The organism is Paenibacillus sp. 05T425, from assembly GCF_056396205.1.
This window is the reverse complement of the sequence record NZ_JBFTLA010000004.1, coordinates 265537-278951: the sequence shown is the minus strand read 5'-3', so window position 1 is coordinate 278951 and position 13415 is coordinate 265537. Positions and strand designations below refer to the sequence as shown.

The window sequence follows — 13415 nt, the reverse complement described above, 5'->3', positions numbered from 1 at the left end:
TCCTTGCTCATAATAGCTATGATTCGTATTGATCAAGCGGCATCTTAACCGCGATAACGGTTGGTCCTCCCAGATTGCTCCTTACGTTGAATTGCCCCCCGAGCTGCTCCGCGCGCTCTCGCATCGACAGCATGCCAAGCGTCAGACCGCCCTTTCTATTGTCGAGGGAAAAGCCATTCCCCTTGTCCATTACTTCAAGTGTAACCTCTCCTTCAGCAAGCACAAGTTTAACGTAAGCGATCACCGTCCCCGAATGCTTGCGGACATTATTTAGCGCTTCTTGCCCAATGCGCCATAACGCTTCTTCGACTGCCCTCGGCAACTGCTTCAGGCCGCTAACTTGCTCATATATGGTGAGTCCCATGCTCTGTCCATGCTGTTTTAGAGCGCTAAGCAAGCCGTTCTCTAGACCGGCCGGATGCAGTTGCCAAATAAGCGACCGCATTTCCTTCAGCGTCTCCTGTGACAACTGCTGTATTTCTTTCAACGATGCGCGAACATTTCCTTCTCTGTCCTGCAGCAGCGTTTCCGCTCCCTTGGCTATGAACGATAAGGAGAATACCTTCTGCATGACCGAATCGTGCAAATCCCTCGCCACGCGGTATCTCTCCTCCATGCGCGCCAGCTCGCGCCTCTGCTCGTAGACACGCAGGTTTTCGACGCATAATGTATAGTGATCGCCCAGCGAGTACATAAAGTCCTCATGATATTCATCAAAATGTCCGCGGATCGGGCTGCTGATAAACAGTACGCCGATCGAGCGATTTCGCACGCGAAGCGGAATGGCCGCCGCCGAGGCATAAAGCGGAATCCCGACGCGTTCCAATGAAGGACAAGCCGTATGCTCTGCATTGGACACGACGAACAGCTTGTTGTGACGGAAGGCCGTGCTAATCGGCCCGTTATCATCGATGCTAAGCGACTTCCACTCCTCGTGAGCCTCCCCTTCGGTATAGAACGCTCGTAAGGACAACTCCCCGTTCTCGTATATGAATAGCGACACATGCGGCCAGTTGAACGAATTGCCGATTTCTTGCACCGCTTTGATGGGAAGCTCATTAATGACGCCGATTGCGTGAATCCGTTGTATGACGTCGCTTAGCTTCGAATAATGCAACGCATTCTGCTCCTGCGACTGATAAAGCCTGATTCGTTTTATTGCCGTTCCGATCTGAAAAGCAATGGCCTGCAGAAGCGCCAGTTCGTCCTCTGTAAAACATTCCTTGCCGGGATGTGCCACGTTGAGAAGACCGAACTTGTCTTTGCCCGCCTTCAGCGGCACCGTTGCATGATGCGAAATGCCGAGCGTTCCCTCCTCGAGCCCTTCGGCAATTGCGTATGTAATCCGCTTGCATTCGATTGTATTGACCGCATGAGGAAGCTTATTGCGCCTATAGCGCTCGATGCACCAGCAATCCTCTCCGCACATAGCCTCCTGCCCGTTCGCCGCAAGCGCCGGAGGCAGTCCATAAGCGGCTTGGCATTCGCTCTCCATCGACTCATCCATCATAAAGATCCAGCCCGTACTAAAGCCCGTCACCTGCAGAAGCTTTCCAAGCACCTCGCTCAGCATCTGCTTCATATCATTCGTCGTATTCAGCAGCTCCGCAATTTCTTTGAGCGCGGACAGCTGGTTCGTTCTATTTTCGCTAGACATCAGCAACGCACTCCTTATCGTATTCGCCGCTTACTTTATCGTATATAAGCCAGTATACCGTTTCACAACTGGCATCGTCGACGTCTATTCTTCACCTCGTACTACTTTTTCCGAGAAGCGAAGTAACTCGATAAAACGAGAATAATGTCGAATATTATTAGAAAACGCTTGCCAAAACAATACTAACCTATGTAGAATCATCAAGGGCCATTTTTATTACCAAACTTATTGGCCTACGGAATGTTCCATTAGCGAGCTCAGCTTGCACTACAATTTGAGAGGATTTTTCGATCATGAAAAACGTAATTGGTGTTAATGAAAGACCGGCTATCGGCACAAGCATTATGCTTAGCCTTCAGCATTTGTTCGCTATGTTCGGCTCGACTGTGCTCGTACCGAATCTGCTTGGCGTCGACCCGGCGATTTGCCTATTGATGAACGGGATCGGCACCTTGTTATATTTATGGATTTGCAAAGGTAAAATCCCTGCTTATCTCGGCTCCAGCTTCGCCTTTATCGCCCCCGCCGGCGCTGTTATCGGCGACCAAGCGGCTGGCGGCGGCAGCTATGCTGCAGCTCTTGGCGGCTTCATTGCAGCGGGCGTCGTGTTCACGATTGTTGCCCTTATCGTTCAAGCAGCCGGGACAAGCTGGATTAACGTCGTATTCCCGCCTGCAGCTATGGGCGCTATCGTAGCGGTTATCGGCTTGGAGCTAATACCGGTAGCTGCCAAGATGGCAGGCTGGATTATGCCGGACGGACTTACGCCGGAGGAAGCGTCAAGCTGGTCGCCTGACGGCAGTATTGTTATTCTGTCCACGATCACTCTCGCAGTAACCGTGCTCGGGTCCGTGCTGTTCCGCGGCTTCCTGCGCATCATTCCGATCTTGATCGGCATCGTGGTCGGTTATGTCCTTGCTTTTGCAATGGGGCTCACCGACTTTACGCTCGTTGGCGATAGCGGCTGGATTCAGTCGCCGACATTCACGGCGCCTGTTTTCCAATGGGCTGCAATATTAACAATACTGCCTGCCTCGCTCGTCGTAATTGCCGAGCATATCGGACATTTGGTCGTAACAAGCAATATCGTGGAGAAGGACCTGTCCAAAGAGCCTGGTCTGCACCGCTCCTTGCTCGGCAACGGCATCTCAACGATCATTTCCGGCTTCGTAGGCTCAACGCCGAATACAACATACGGAGAGAACATCGGCGTACTGGCCATTACGAAAGTTTACTCCACCTTTGTAATTGGCGGAGCTGCCGTGCTAGCGATCATTCTATCGTTCTCCGGCAAATTCTCGGCGCTCATCTCCGGCATCCCCGTTCCCGTTATGGGCGGGATATCGTTGCTGCTCTTCGGCGTTATCGCAGCTTCCGGATTGCGTATGCTCGTCGAATCGAAGATCGACTATGGAAGGCCGACGAATATGTTCCTAACAACCGTCGTTCTCGTTACGGGCCTAAGCGGCGTGAAGGTTACTTTCGGCGACTTCTCGCTGTCGGGCATGGCGCTTGCCACAGTGGTAGCGATCGTGCTTAGCCTGCTGTTCAAGGTGTTCGAAGTATTGAAGCTCTCCAACGATACAGAAGCTACAAAACATTAAGCAAAAGGGACGAAGCATTCATGCTTCGTCCCTTTTACTTTGTCTCACCGCATATACCACGCAAAAATAGGCTTGTATCGCCTTCGAGCGTCTAAGCCTCCTCACATATGCCTTCATACGATGAAGCAAAGGAGGGTGCAACCTATGCCCGCATATCGGATTATTGTTGACCTGTCTGACCGAATGCTTCATTTGCTGGATGACGATATCGTCGTACGCTCGTTTCCTGTCGGAATCGGTACGATGGTTACTCAGACGCCGACCGGCGAGTTTACGATCATCAATAAGCAAGCCAATCCCGGCGGACCATTCGGTGCCTTCTGGATGGGGCTCTCAAAGCCTCACTATGGCATACACGGAACCAACGATCCTTCCTCGATAGGCCATCTTGTATCGCATGGCTGTATTCGAATGTACAACGACGATGTTGTCGCGCTATCCAAGCTGGTCCCCGTCCGTACACGCGTTACGATACGCCCTTGAAATAACAAAAAAAACCTTGCCGCTTAAGCAAGGATTGGGTTTGAATAAGTATGGTGCGGTAGACAGGATTTGAACCTGCACGTCCATGGGACACTACCCCCTCAAGATAGCGTGTCTGCCGTTCCACCACTACCGCACATATTGTGTTGCCTTCTCACTGCATTCGCTTCGAGGGAAGAAACAAATGGTGAGCCATGAAGGACTCGAACCTTCGACACCCTGATTAAAAGTCAGGTGCTCTACCAACTGAGCTAATGGCTCGTAAATGGTGACCCGTAGGGGATTCGAACCCCTGTTACCTCCGTGAAAGGGAGGTGTCTTAACCCCTTGACCAACGGGCCTTAAATTGCATTAGGAATTCACATTCCCTTGAGACAACAAAAATGATTATAGCAAACAAACTATCAACATACAAGCCTTTTTTTCAAAAAACTCTTCAGCTATATTCTTCCATCAACCCATTGCGGACTTTTTACAACGTCTTTGCGGTTTTCCCTTCATGGGCTTGCGCGTTTGCGGTCTAAGTCTTGTAGATTTGCGGTCTTAAAACAACTTAAATATTGCGTGGACAATCATGCGAGTTCATCAATTGGAATTAAAAAATCCTTGCTGCTTGAGCAAGGATCGGATTGGATAAGTTATGGTGCGGTAGACAGGATTTGAACCTGCACGTCCATGGGACACTACCCCCTCAAGATAGCGTGTCTGCCGTTCCACCACTACCGCACATATGAAATTGTTGCTTCTTCGCTTCCTTCATTTCCATTCACTTCGAGGGTTGAAGCAAATGGTGAGCCATGAAGGACTCGAACCTTCGACACCCTGATTAAAAGTCAGGTGCTCTACCAACTGAGCTAATGGCTCTCATGAATGTTGATCAACTCTAGAGAGCTGCTTCATAAGCGATAAATCTGAAGTGGTGACCCGTAGGGGATTCGAACCCCTGTTACCTCCGTGAAAGGGAGGTGTCTTAACCCCTTGACCAACGGGCCTTGTTAAGCATGAATGTGGCAAAGAAAAAAGACCGGCTGAACGGTCTTCCCGTTGCATCACTTGAAAAAAATCGTGGCGGAGAGAGAGGGATTCGAACCCTCGCACCACTTACGCAGTCTAACCCCTTAGCAGAGGGTCCCCTTGAGCCACTTGGGTATCTCTCCAAATCTGGCTCCCCGAACAGGACTCGAACCTGTGACAACTCGATTAACAGTCGAGTGCTCTACCAACTGAGCTATCAGGGAAAAGTAAAAGTGACAAGTAATAATTTATCACGGTTCAATTTTATTGTCAAGCGTTATCATGATTAATTTTCCACGGCATTTGCCGCATGCGTATTTGGCCGGATCAAGCTTCTTCTTGCGCATATATTCAAACCCGCATTTGGAGCAAACAAGCTTATAGCGATACGGCCTAACTTGACGTTCGGAGCGCTCCGGCAGCGACTGACAATAACGTGATCCTCCCACATGGGCAAGCAATTGCTTAAAGTCTGCATCCCGATGCTTATAGCCGCGCCTCAGAATATGCAAATGATAATGGCATAGCTCATGCTTAATGATCTTCTCTGTTTCTTCTCGTCCGTAAGCAGACAATTGATGCGGGCTTATCTCAATGTTATGCGTACGCGTAAAGTAACGACCTCCCGTCGCCTTTAATCGGCTGTTGAACGTCGCGCGATGTGTAAAGGCTCGTCCAAAGGATGCCATCGATATTTGCTCGACCCATTGCTGCAGCGTCTCATCATTCATCGTTATTCTCCCCCTACTACTTGAATTTTAAAGGTACGATACGCTACACTGTCAAGTAGGAATGTTATAATCGAGGGGAGTCCAGAACATTTTATGGCAACAATGCGTTACGTCCTTATGAAGCAAAATGAAACAATACTCTTCGTTGAAATGCCCGAATCCCATGCTTATCAGCTCAGCGCGCTTAACCTGCGCCTTCATAAAGAAATCGACAAGCTAACGGCTGATCGCGTACCTAGTCTGCCTTACGCAGTCGCGGAATGCGACGCGGTTGAGCTCCATGACAACTCAATCTCGATCGTAAGCGGACTAGCCTACATTAACGAGCTTGAGGCTGATTTCTCTGAAGTGCAAGAAAAGTCGTACCCGCTTATTTCGCTGTTAACCGAGATTCGCGCGCTTCAAGCTCAGCTTGAGCAATGGTATGAGGAGTATGAGGAAGAGCAAGGCAATTAGTGTGGACCTGCACGGACGTCCGCCCTGCCCCATATTGTAGTATTACAACATGTTGGGCTCGGGAGGGGACGAACGCATATGCCTCAATGGCTTTGCAATCAATTAATGCGCGCATTTCAGAAGAAGGATCGCAGGCAGATCAAGCTGCTTAACGACTGCTGGTACTTCTATCGCAGCAAACAAAGTCCGAAGGAACAAGAAGACAGTAGCACAAGCATATAGACTTGGGCTTCCAGCTTGTTCGGACATAAAAACCGGCTTTCTCTACGATAAGAGAAAGCCGGTTTGTTTGTATGGGGATAATGCAATGAGTCGAATTACATTTTGTTGAAGAAAGTAATTTCGTCAATAGGAAGACGAGTAGAAGGATGGCCTTCAGCCGATGCTTTGCCAATTGGAAGCATCAAAGTAGGAATATAACGTTCAGAGATGCCGAAAAATTCTTTTAGTTGATCGCGGTTGAAGCCGCCCATTGGTACGGTATCTAGACCTTTCGCGCGAGCTGCGAGCATAAGCTGCATCGATACAAGTCCCGTATCGAATGCAACGAGCGATTGCAAACGGTCAGCAGGCAATGAAGGGTACATTTTGGTCGAGTTGGAAACGAAATTGTCAGCTACTTCCTTAGTCATATAGCCTGCCTCAACTGCAGCTCCGTAAATTTGTTCAGAAAGCTTATACATCTCCAAATCGCCGAGCACAATAACGATAGCTGATGCTTCAGCAACCTGTTGTTGATTGAAGGCAATCGGCACTAGCTTTTGCTTCAATTCCGGGTCTGTAACGACTAAGAATCGCCAAGGCTGCATGTTGGATGAAGATGGTGCTTTCGTTGCCGTTTCCAGCAGTTCGCGAATTTCTTGCTCGGAAACAACGTGGCTGCTGTCATATTTGCGTACGGAACGGCGGCTGTGCAAAACGTTAGTGAAGGATGGCTCTGTTGCATCTTTCGTTGATACTTGAACTTGGGAATCAATTTGTGTTGTTGTCATAATGGTCTCCTCCATTTTGTATCTGTGTTTTAGGATGCACAGTTATCAGCAGCATTAACTGCGCAGAATTGCGCATAGTCAGTATCAGCAATAACTGTGCTGTACTTCGCATAGTTAAATGCACATGAACTGTAACTTTTATAAGAACAGTATATGCTGGCCGAATTTATTTGTCAATTAACTTACTTTAGGAAATCAGCTTGCATTAGTTGGAAGTGTAAAAGCACGTAGGGCTAAATCCGCAATCGTATAGGGCTGAAGCGCCTCGAGAGTTTTTCGTTCTACTTCGCTTGCAATTTCAGTGAAGGCTGCCTTCATCTCCAATCCGAATTCTTGCGAGCTTGCCGTATCCAGCATATTGCTGCATAGCGGCTCTCCCACCTTAAGCGCCGTATATACGTCGGCAAGCGTAATCGATTCAGGCGATCGCTTGAGACGATAACCGCCGTCACGTCCTTCTCTTGTCTCGATAAGGTTCTCTCGCGCCAGCTTAACAAGCACACGGCGCAGCAGTGTTGCATCTGCATCTAGACGGCTTGCAATCTCTGCACTTGGACAAATATTCGGCTTCTGAGCCAAAATGACGAGCGCCTGCAAAGATAAGCCGAACCATCTATGAGGTGCTACGTTCGCACACCGTTCTTTATCCATGTTGCTCTCCTTCATTTTCTCGTCCCCCTGCTTATTCGCTATATATAAATTATAGTGGGCTTGCCGATGAACAGGCAAGCCCACTTTATGGCTGAATTCGATTATCGTCTTATGGCTTGCGCATCGTTAAGCTGACACGGCCCTTCTTAATGTCGACACCTAACACCCACACCGTCACATTATCGCCAACCGATACGACATCCATCGGATGCTTCACAAACTTATCGCTCATTTGGGAAATGTGGACAAGACCGTCGTTTTTAATGCCAATATCGATAAAAGCGCCGAAGTCGATCACATTGCGCACAGTACCTTGAAGCTCCATGCCGGCAGTAAGATCCTCCAGGTTAAGCACATCGGTATGGAAGATCGGAGGCGGCAGCTCCTCGCGCGGATCGCGACCAGGACGAAGCAGGCTGTCTACGATGTCTCTGAGCGTCGGGACGCCCACGTCTAACGTGCTCGCTAAGCTTGGCAGGTCGATGGCTTCCAGCTTCGATTGAAGCGCTTCAGTGCCAATCTGTTTCAGTTCCAGCCCTATTGCCCGGAATAGCTTGTCCACGACATCATACGATTCAGGATGAATCGCCGTCCGGTCAAGCGGATTGCCCGCTTCCGGAATACGGAGGAAGCCGATACATTGCTCGTATGACTTCGCGCCAAGCCTAGGCACCTTCTGGAGCTGCGTACGTTTGGCGAATCGGCCATTGTCTTCGCGGTATTTGACTATATTGCGGGCAATCGTTGCGTTAATTCCGGCTACATAAGATAGTAATGACGCAGAAGCGGTGTTAACGTCGACACCGACATGGTTAACGGCCGATTCCACGACGCCGCCCAAGCTCTCATCGAGCCGCTTCTGGCTTACATCATGCTGGTACTGGCCAACACCAATCGCTTTGGGCTCAATCTTTACAAGCTCGGCTAACGGGTCCTGCAGTCGTCTCGCGATCGATACGGCGCTGCGCTCCGCTACGTCTAGCTTCGGAAACTCTTCGGCTGCAAGCTTCGATGCGGAATATACGCTTGCGCCAGCTTCATTAACGATAATATATTTCAGCTCAGCGCCGGCAGAACCTGTTGCTTTACGCTTGCTAATGAGATTGGCAATGAACTGCTCTGTCTCCCGAGAAGCCGTGCCATTGCCGATAACGATCAGCTCGACTTTGTATTGGTCGATCAGACCGTTTATTAATCGCTCAGCTTCGGCAACCTTGTTGTTCGGAGGCGTCGGATAAGAAACCGCCACTTCTAGCAGCTTGCCCGTATCGTCGATAACTGCAAGCTTACAGCCTGTGCGGAAGGCAGGATCGACGCCTAATACGACGTTGCCGCGAACGGGAGGCTGCAGCAGCAGGTTGCGGAGATTTTCGCTGAAGATGGATATCGCATGCTCTTCCGCCTTCTCTGTCAGCTCGCCGCGCACCTCGCGTTCAATGGATGGCGCAAGCAGCCGTTTGTACGTATCCTCTATAATGGCTATAAATACGTCCCGTACAGCTGCCGCCGTTCCGCCCCGAAGCAGCCTGCGCTGAATATAATCGTGAATGCGGTCAGCGGCAAGATCGAAGTTGACACGAAGCACCTCTTCGCGTTCGCCCCGGTTGATAGCTAACACGCGATGCGGCGGCAGCTTGCGAATCGGCTCTTGGTAGCTGTAATACATCTCGTAAACGGTTTCGGCGGACGCATCCTTCGCTTCCGTCCGGATAATTGCCTGATCGAAGGTGTATTTGCGGACCCAGGCACGTACTGCAGCGTCATCAGCGATATTTTCGGCTAATATGTCCATTGCGCCTTGCAACGCGTCCTGTGCGGTCGCTACGCCTTTATCTACGTTAATGTACTTAACTGCTTCAGCCGCCGGATCGCCTTGACGAGGCTGCGACCATATCCACAAGGCAAGAGGTTCAAGCCCCCGTTCCTTCGCCACGCTCGCGCGCGTCTTGCGCTTCTGCCGATAAGGCCGGTACAGATCCTCTACTTCCTGTAGCTTGACCGATTTCTCGATGTCCGCACGGAGCACATCTGTCAGCTTACCTTGTTCATCAATTAAACGGATGACTTCACGCTTGCGCTCTTCAAGATTACGCATATATTGCAGCTTCTCTTCAATAGCACGCAAATCGTTTTCGTCAAGCTCGCCGGTCATTTCCTTCCGATACCTGGCAATGAACGGAATCGTATTGCCTTCATCAAGCAGGCTGACAGCCGACTTTACCTTCGATAAAGGTATCGTAAGCTGAGCAGCAATGCCTTTGATAATGCGATCGCTCTCAGCCGCCTTCTGCTCTGCTGTTAACTTAGACTTTCCAGTTGTTTCTTCCGAGCTATCCTCTATACTACGTACACTTGTATCCGCCAATCCTCTACACCATCCTCTGCAAGCTTAAAATGCTGCGCCGTCCATGGACTGCGCAGCTGAAATTTAACTCGTATGCGGGTTGTTTGCCATTTCGAAGCCGATCTTCGTACGACCTCCATGCCCCGGATAAACTATAGTATCCGAGCTTAGCTTATACAACTTGTTCTTAATGGTGTCGTACAAATCCCGTTCACGGCCTCCTGGGAGATCCGTACGACCGACACTCAACTTGAACAGCACATCGCCGGAGAATAAGTGCTCACCGTTCAGGAAGCTAACGCTGCCTGGCGAATGTCCCGGCGTATGCATAACCTTGAATTTCTGTCCGATCAGATTCAGCGTCTGCCCCTCGGCCAGCGCGTATTCGGCGGGATCAGTCGACAACGGCGGCGTAACATCCTGCCAGCGCATCGAACCGTTCTTGCGCGGATCGGTCAGCCAGTCCGCTTCTAGATCATGAATATAGACGGGGCAATTCGCTGCTTTCCGAACTTCATCTACCCCGCCCATATGGTCGAAATGGGCATGTGTCAGTAGAATTGCTTCAATATGTACACCTTGAATCCGATCCAGCAGCTTCTTCGGATTCATTCCAGGGTCAATAATGATGCCGCGTTCGCCCGTCTCTTGCTCCTCAGTCGTGAGCAAATAACAGTTCGTCTGCAATGGTCCTAACGTAAACATCTCAATCTTCATAATTGCTCCCCTAACTCTTGAGCCTTAGAACGATTCCAGCAACGCGCGGAGCTCTTTAATAATAAGGGACTGATATTCCGTACCTTCTCCGTAGCGACGTCCGATTTCTTGTCTTGTTGCCGCCAGCTTCTCTTGATAATCCGCTGCCTCGCGGTCAGGATTCTCTTGCTTGAACGCAACCATCGGTTCTTGAATATATTTTGGCCTTGGCCCCCATGTGCCAAGCACCGCTCCACCTGTATCAGCGATAATAACGACCGGTACGGAGCGTCCGCCCATCGTCAAGAACTGATCCATCGTGTCTAAATGCTCTTCCATAATAAGAACTTCTGTTGGAATACCGCTAATCGACAACGCCTGGAACACAACCGGAATGTTTCGTACGACGTCGCCGCACCAATCTGCCATCAAGATAAGCACTCGCAGATCGTCACGATTGTTCATCGACTCGAACAGCTCTCGATCCGATTCGTCCGTCCACTCAAACTTGTCATACCAACCGATGAACGCTTCTTTATTTTTGGTCATGCCATCAATAAATTGCTGTGGAGTAATACCTTTGCCCAGCTTGTCTGCTACGCTTTTGCTCATCTGAATCCCTCTTTCGTTGTCATTATAGAATGACTTCCGTCTTAAGTGTTACACGTATCTATTATACCGATTTGCCACGGGAACGTACAAACTTAATAAGCACATAAACGATCAGCAACGCGAGGGCTATCAGGATCGCTGGCTGTACATAAGGAGCTGCCTCTTCACCGACATTTTCCCATTGGTCGCCGAGCGTTTTACCCAAATAAACGAATAGAATCGACCATGGCAGCGAAGCGAGCGCCGTAAGCAACGTAAACAGCCAAAAATTCATTCTTGCCATGCCCGCCGGGATCGAGATCACTTGACGCATAACAGGCACGAAACGAGCGGTGAACACGATGCCCGCTCCGTATTTTTTGAACCAGCTTTCCGCTGTATCGACATGCTTGGGCTTGATCTTAATGTACTTGCCGTATTTCTCGACGATAGGGCGACCGCCGTACCTACCGATTGCGTACAAAATCCAGTTCTGACCGACAGCACCTATCGTTCCGAAAATAACGGCACCCCAGAAAGAGATATCGCCCTTCCATACTAAGTAACCTCCGAAGCCTAGAACAATTTCGCTTGGAATAACTTCAATTAGCAGTCCGATTAAAATACCGAAATACCCTAAGCTTTCAACCCACAACAGCACCTCATGCAAAATATCCTTAATCCATTCCATTCCTGTTCTCAATCCGCCTTCCATCTTAATAATCTACCTTTGTCCGCTTTCACAAGCACTGAGGTTATTTTAACACAAGGCAATGGCAGCATCCACTTTTGTCATGGTCTGACAAGCCTTCGCATAGACTAGCCTATAATGATACGAATAGATGAGGTGATCGTTTCATGTCCAAAGTTTTTATCGTACGGAAAAAGCAGATTCAACTGTTAATCGCTTTTACAGCTCTCGTTGTCGTAGTCGCCGTTTTCTTGAACTGGAATGGGTCCCGTACCGTTAGCGGGCAGCCTACGCAAGCAAGAGTATTCCAGCTCGTAACGACCGAGATTAAGTCGACAACGCAAGACGGTCAAGAAATTGAAGTGTACCGTTGGGATCCCGGGTCCATTATCGTAAATAAAGGCGAGCCCATTGAACTGCATATTACCGGCGTCAGCGGCAAAAGCCATCCCTTCGTAATAGAAGGTCTGGGAGTCCGAGGGACCGTAACACAAGGCAAAACGACGGTCGTATCGTTCACGGCCGACAAACCTGGGACATACCCTATTGTATGCTTGACCCATAGCGACATGCGTCATGACGGGCCTATGGTAGGCTACATAACAGTGCAATAGGTACTCTATAGGCAGTGACCTTCTCTTCTTCGTCCGCATATGTATGGGATATAGAGAGGAGTCGGTTCTTTTATATGAAGCCTAACGCCCAGAAGCATACAAACGGCTTGCCGACAGCACGAAAAATCCGCAGAGCCTGCAGCAACGAGCTCTACCGCACCGTGAAACGAATGAAGCTGTGGGTCTCCAAGGAAAAGATGGAGGAAGCCGAACGTCTTTATACCAAAAAAGTGTTGCTGAATCTGATCTGGATTGTCGAGCATCAGAGCAATCGCAAGCTTCAGTCCGATTGGTGGGACGAGAACGTGAGCGCGGACATTGCCGCCCTATGGGAAGTAGATCGCGACGTACTGTGTGCAGCTTTTCGGGAGTCATATGGGGGCTGAGGCAGTGTTCTATTATGCAAAACAAAATAGCCGAACCAAGCATGCACGGCGCATGACTGGTTCGGCTTTTTAATAATATGCCACACTTCTCGTTTCGTCTTAGTGTTGCTGTTCCTCTAGACGGTCACAAGACACCGTCTTCGTATTGACAGGGTTTCCGCCAACCTGAACGGTAGCCATACCGTTAGCCTCGTCGACATTCTCAATCCAGACGGAATCGCCGTCCAGCATGACGGAGAAAGTCTGATCGGAATCATAAATTTGCTTCGCGCGTGTCGTATCCAAGCTTAATCCCCTCTCTGCTCCGGTTCCATCGTATCAATTGTCGTCTCATCGATAAGACCGCCTTGAATCGTTACGTTGCCGCCGCCAAGGCCCTCATTCACCATTCTGTCAATGTCCATAAAATAATCGTCCCTGCCCTCGTTTTGCGGCTCGGCTGCCGCTTGCTGCGCCTCATTGTTCGTATCGCCCATTCGGCTCGCCTCCTAAGAAGGTTATAAAG

16 protein-coding genes and 8 tRNA genes are annotated in these 13415 nt (G+C 49.7%); 6 read left to right on the top strand and 18 right to left on the bottom strand.

What is annotated here, in order from left to right; translation table 11 throughout:
* Window positions 1–16: 16 nt before the first annotated feature.
* Window positions 17–1657 carry a GAF domain-containing sensor histidine kinase gene (locus AC1DF0_RS10290; protein WP_442052315.1) on the bottom strand — a complete coding sequence of 547 codons (1641 nt, stop codon included), beginning with the start codon at window positions 1655–1657 and terminating at the stop codon, window positions 17–19.
* 293 nt (window positions 1658–1950) lie between these two features.
* Between AC1DF0_RS10290 and uraA the strand changes: the two genes are divergently transcribed.
* Together uraA and AC1DF0_RS10280 are read left to right on the top strand one after the other, a co-directional pair.
* Window positions 1951–3261 carry a uracil permease gene (gene uraA / locus AC1DF0_RS10285; protein ID WP_442052314.1) on the top strand — a complete coding sequence of 437 codons (1311 nt, stop codon included), beginning with the start codon at window positions 1951–1953 and terminating at the stop codon, window positions 3259–3261.
* Between the two features lie 144 nt (window positions 3262–3405).
* The gene (locus tag AC1DF0_RS10280; RefSeq protein ID WP_442052313.1) at window positions 3406–3744 is read left to right on the top strand and encodes a L,D-transpeptidase; all 339 of its coding nucleotides are present in this window, start codon (window positions 3406–3408) and stop codon (window positions 3742–3744) included.
* A gap of 51 nt (window positions 3745–3795) precedes the next feature.
* Here the strand turns inward: AC1DF0_RS10280 and AC1DF0_RS10275 are convergent.
* The 9 genes from AC1DF0_RS10275 to AC1DF0_RS10235 form a co-directional block, all read right to left on the bottom strand.
* Window positions 3796–3880 (bottom strand) — tRNA-Leu (locus tag AC1DF0_RS10275).
* 49 nt (window positions 3881–3929) lie between these two features.
* Window positions 3930–4005 (bottom strand) — tRNA-Lys (locus AC1DF0_RS10270).
* Between the two features lie 5 nt (window positions 4006–4010).
* Window positions 4011–4085: transfer RNA gene (locus AC1DF0_RS10265), tRNA-Glu, on the bottom strand.
* A 300-nt stretch (window positions 4086–4385) separates the two neighbouring features.
* A tRNA-Leu gene (locus AC1DF0_RS10260) sits at window positions 4386–4470 on the bottom strand.
* Window positions 4471–4532: 62 nt separating this feature from the next.
* Window positions 4533–4608 (bottom strand) — tRNA-Lys (locus AC1DF0_RS10255).
* A 53-nt stretch (window positions 4609–4661) separates the two neighbouring features.
* Window positions 4662–4736 (bottom strand) — tRNA-Glu (locus AC1DF0_RS10250).
* A 74-nt stretch (window positions 4737–4810) separates the two neighbouring features.
* A tRNA-Ser gene (locus AC1DF0_RS10245) sits at window positions 4811–4901 on the bottom strand.
* A 5-nt stretch (window positions 4902–4906) separates the two neighbouring features.
* A tRNA-Asn gene (locus AC1DF0_RS10240) sits at window positions 4907–4982 on the bottom strand.
* Window positions 4983–5009: 27 nt separating this feature from the next.
* Entirely contained in the window at window positions 5010–5489 is a 480-nt protein-coding gene (locus AC1DF0_RS10235; protein ID WP_477573879.1) for a SprT family protein, read from the bottom strand.
* A gap of 93 nt (window positions 5490–5582) precedes the next feature.
* Between AC1DF0_RS10235 and AC1DF0_RS10230 the strand changes: the two genes are divergently transcribed.
* Together AC1DF0_RS10230 and cmpA are read left to right on the top strand one after the other, a co-directional pair.
* Entirely contained in the window at window positions 5583–5945 is a 363-nt protein-coding gene (locus AC1DF0_RS10230) for a hydrolase/acyltransferase (protein WP_442051303.1), read from the top strand.
* Window positions 5946–6023: 78 nt separating this feature from the next.
* On the top strand, window positions 6024–6167 hold the full coding sequence (cmpA, locus tag AC1DF0_RS10225; RefSeq protein WP_442051302.1) for a cortex morphogenetic protein CmpA: 144 nt from the start codon (window positions 6024–6026) through the stop codon (window positions 6165–6167).
* A gap of 95 nt (window positions 6168–6262) precedes the next feature.
* On the opposite strand, the gene AC1DF0_RS10220 is transcribed toward cmpA, so the two are convergent.
* The 6 genes from AC1DF0_RS10220 to uptA all read right to left on the bottom strand — a co-directional run bounded on the left by AC1DF0_RS10220 (window position 6263) and on the right by uptA (window position 11910).
* Complete coding sequence (locus tag AC1DF0_RS10220; protein WP_477573878.1) at window positions 6263–6937, bottom strand: nitroreductase family protein; 675 nt, start codon at window positions 6935–6937, stop codon at window positions 6263–6265.
* Window positions 6938–7132: 195 nt separating this feature from the next.
* Window positions 7133–7603: an Rrf2 family transcriptional regulator gene (locus AC1DF0_RS10215; protein WP_477573877.1), complete on the bottom strand. Its 471-nt coding sequence runs from the start codon at window positions 7601–7603 to the stop codon at window positions 7133–7135.
* Between the two features lie 94 nt (window positions 7604–7697).
* The gene (locus AC1DF0_RS10210; RefSeq protein ID WP_477573876.1) at window positions 7698–9953 is read right to left on the bottom strand and encodes a Tex family protein; all 2256 of its coding nucleotides are present in this window, start codon (window positions 9951–9953) and stop codon (window positions 7698–7700) included.
* Window positions 9954–10016: 63 nt separating this feature from the next.
* Window positions 10017–10649, bottom strand: coding sequence for an MBL fold metallo-hydrolase (locus AC1DF0_RS10205; protein WP_477573875.1), 633 nt, complete (start codon window positions 10647–10649; stop codon window positions 10017–10019).
* A gap of 24 nt (window positions 10650–10673) precedes the next feature.
* Window positions 10674–11240 (bottom strand): thioredoxin family protein, encoded by a 567-nt coding sequence (locus AC1DF0_RS10200; RefSeq protein ID WP_475823647.1) that lies wholly within the window; start codon window positions 11238–11240, stop codon window positions 10674–10676.
* Between the two features lie 61 nt (window positions 11241–11301).
* A complete protein-coding gene (gene uptA / locus AC1DF0_RS10195) occupies window positions 11302–11910 on the bottom strand; it encodes an undecaprenyl phosphate transporter UptA (RefSeq protein WP_442051307.1) in 609 nt (202 codons plus the stop codon).
* A 167-nt stretch (window positions 11911–12077) separates the two neighbouring features.
* Between uptA and AC1DF0_RS10190 the strand changes: the two genes are divergently transcribed.
* Both AC1DF0_RS10190 and AC1DF0_RS10185 read left to right on the top strand, forming a co-directional pair.
* Window positions 12078–12524 carry a cupredoxin domain-containing protein gene (locus AC1DF0_RS10190; RefSeq protein WP_442051297.1) on the top strand — a complete coding sequence of 149 codons (447 nt, stop codon included), beginning with the start codon at window positions 12078–12080 and terminating at the stop codon, window positions 12522–12524.
* Between the two features lie 74 nt (window positions 12525–12598).
* On the top strand, window positions 12599–12910 hold the full coding sequence (locus AC1DF0_RS10185; RefSeq protein WP_442051296.1) for a dehydrogenase: 312 nt from the start codon (window positions 12599–12601) through the stop codon (window positions 12908–12910).
* A gap of 99 nt (window positions 12911–13009) precedes the next feature.
* Here AC1DF0_RS10185 and AC1DF0_RS10180 read toward each other — a convergent pair whose 3' ends face one another.
* Both AC1DF0_RS10180 and AC1DF0_RS10175 read right to left on the bottom strand, forming a co-directional pair.
* On the bottom strand, window positions 13010–13195 hold the full coding sequence (locus AC1DF0_RS10180; RefSeq protein ID WP_442051295.1) for an H-type small acid-soluble spore protein: 186 nt from the start codon (window positions 13193–13195) through the stop codon (window positions 13010–13012).
* Window positions 13196–13197: 2 nt separating this feature from the next.
* Entirely contained in the window at window positions 13198–13386 is a 189-nt protein-coding gene (locus tag AC1DF0_RS10175) for a hypothetical protein (RefSeq protein ID WP_442051294.1), read from the bottom strand.
* Window positions 13387–13415: the final 29 nt, after the last annotated feature.

Excerpts from the sequence above, each read along its gene's own strand:
- AC1DF0_RS10290 (WP_442052315.1), bottom strand. The coding sequence starts at position 1,657 with ATGTCTAGCGAAAATAGAACGAACCAGCTGTCCGCGCTCAAAGAAATT.
- uraA (WP_442052314.1), top strand. The coding sequence starts at position 1,951 with ATGAAAAACGTAATTGGTGTTAATGAAAGACCGGCTATCGGCACAAGC.
- AC1DF0_RS10280 (WP_442052313.1), top strand. The coding sequence starts at position 3,406 with ATGCCCGCATATCGGATTATTGTTGACCTGTCTGACCGAATGCTTCAT.
- AC1DF0_RS10235 (WP_477573879.1), bottom strand. The coding sequence starts at position 5,489 with ATGAATGATGAGACGCTGCAGCAATGGGTCGAGCAAATATCGATGGCA.
- AC1DF0_RS10230 (WP_442051303.1), top strand. The coding sequence starts at position 5,583 with ATGGCAACAATGCGTTACGTCCTTATGAAGCAAAATGAAACAATACTC.
- cmpA (WP_442051302.1), top strand. The coding sequence starts at position 6,024 with ATGCCTCAATGGCTTTGCAATCAATTAATGCGCGCATTTCAGAAGAAG.
- AC1DF0_RS10220 (WP_477573878.1), bottom strand. The coding sequence starts at position 6,937 with ATGACAACAACACAAATTGATTCCCAAGTTCAAGTATCAACGAAAGAT.
- AC1DF0_RS10215 (WP_477573877.1), bottom strand. The coding sequence starts at position 7,603 with ATGAAGGAGAGCAACATGGATAAAGAACGGTGTGCGAACGTAGCACCT.
- AC1DF0_RS10205 (WP_477573875.1), bottom strand. The coding sequence starts at position 10,649 with ATGAAGATTGAGATGTTTACGTTAGGACCATTGCAGACGAACTGTTAT.
- AC1DF0_RS10200 (WP_475823647.1), bottom strand. The coding sequence starts at position 11,240 with ATGAGCAAAAGCGTAGCAGACAAGCTGGGCAAAGGTATTACTCCACAG.
- uptA (WP_442051307.1), bottom strand. The coding sequence starts at position 11,910 with ATGGAATGGATTAAGGATATTTTGCATGAGGTGCTGTTGTGGGTTGAA.
- AC1DF0_RS10190 (WP_442051297.1), top strand. The coding sequence starts at position 12,078 with ATGTCCAAAGTTTTTATCGTACGGAAAAAGCAGATTCAACTGTTAATC.
- AC1DF0_RS10185 (WP_442051296.1), top strand. The coding sequence starts at position 12,599 with ATGAAGCCTAACGCCCAGAAGCATACAAACGGCTTGCCGACAGCACGA.
- AC1DF0_RS10175 (WP_442051294.1), bottom strand. The coding sequence starts at position 13,386 with ATGGGCGATACGAACAATGAGGCGCAGCAAGCGGCAGCCGAGCCGCAA.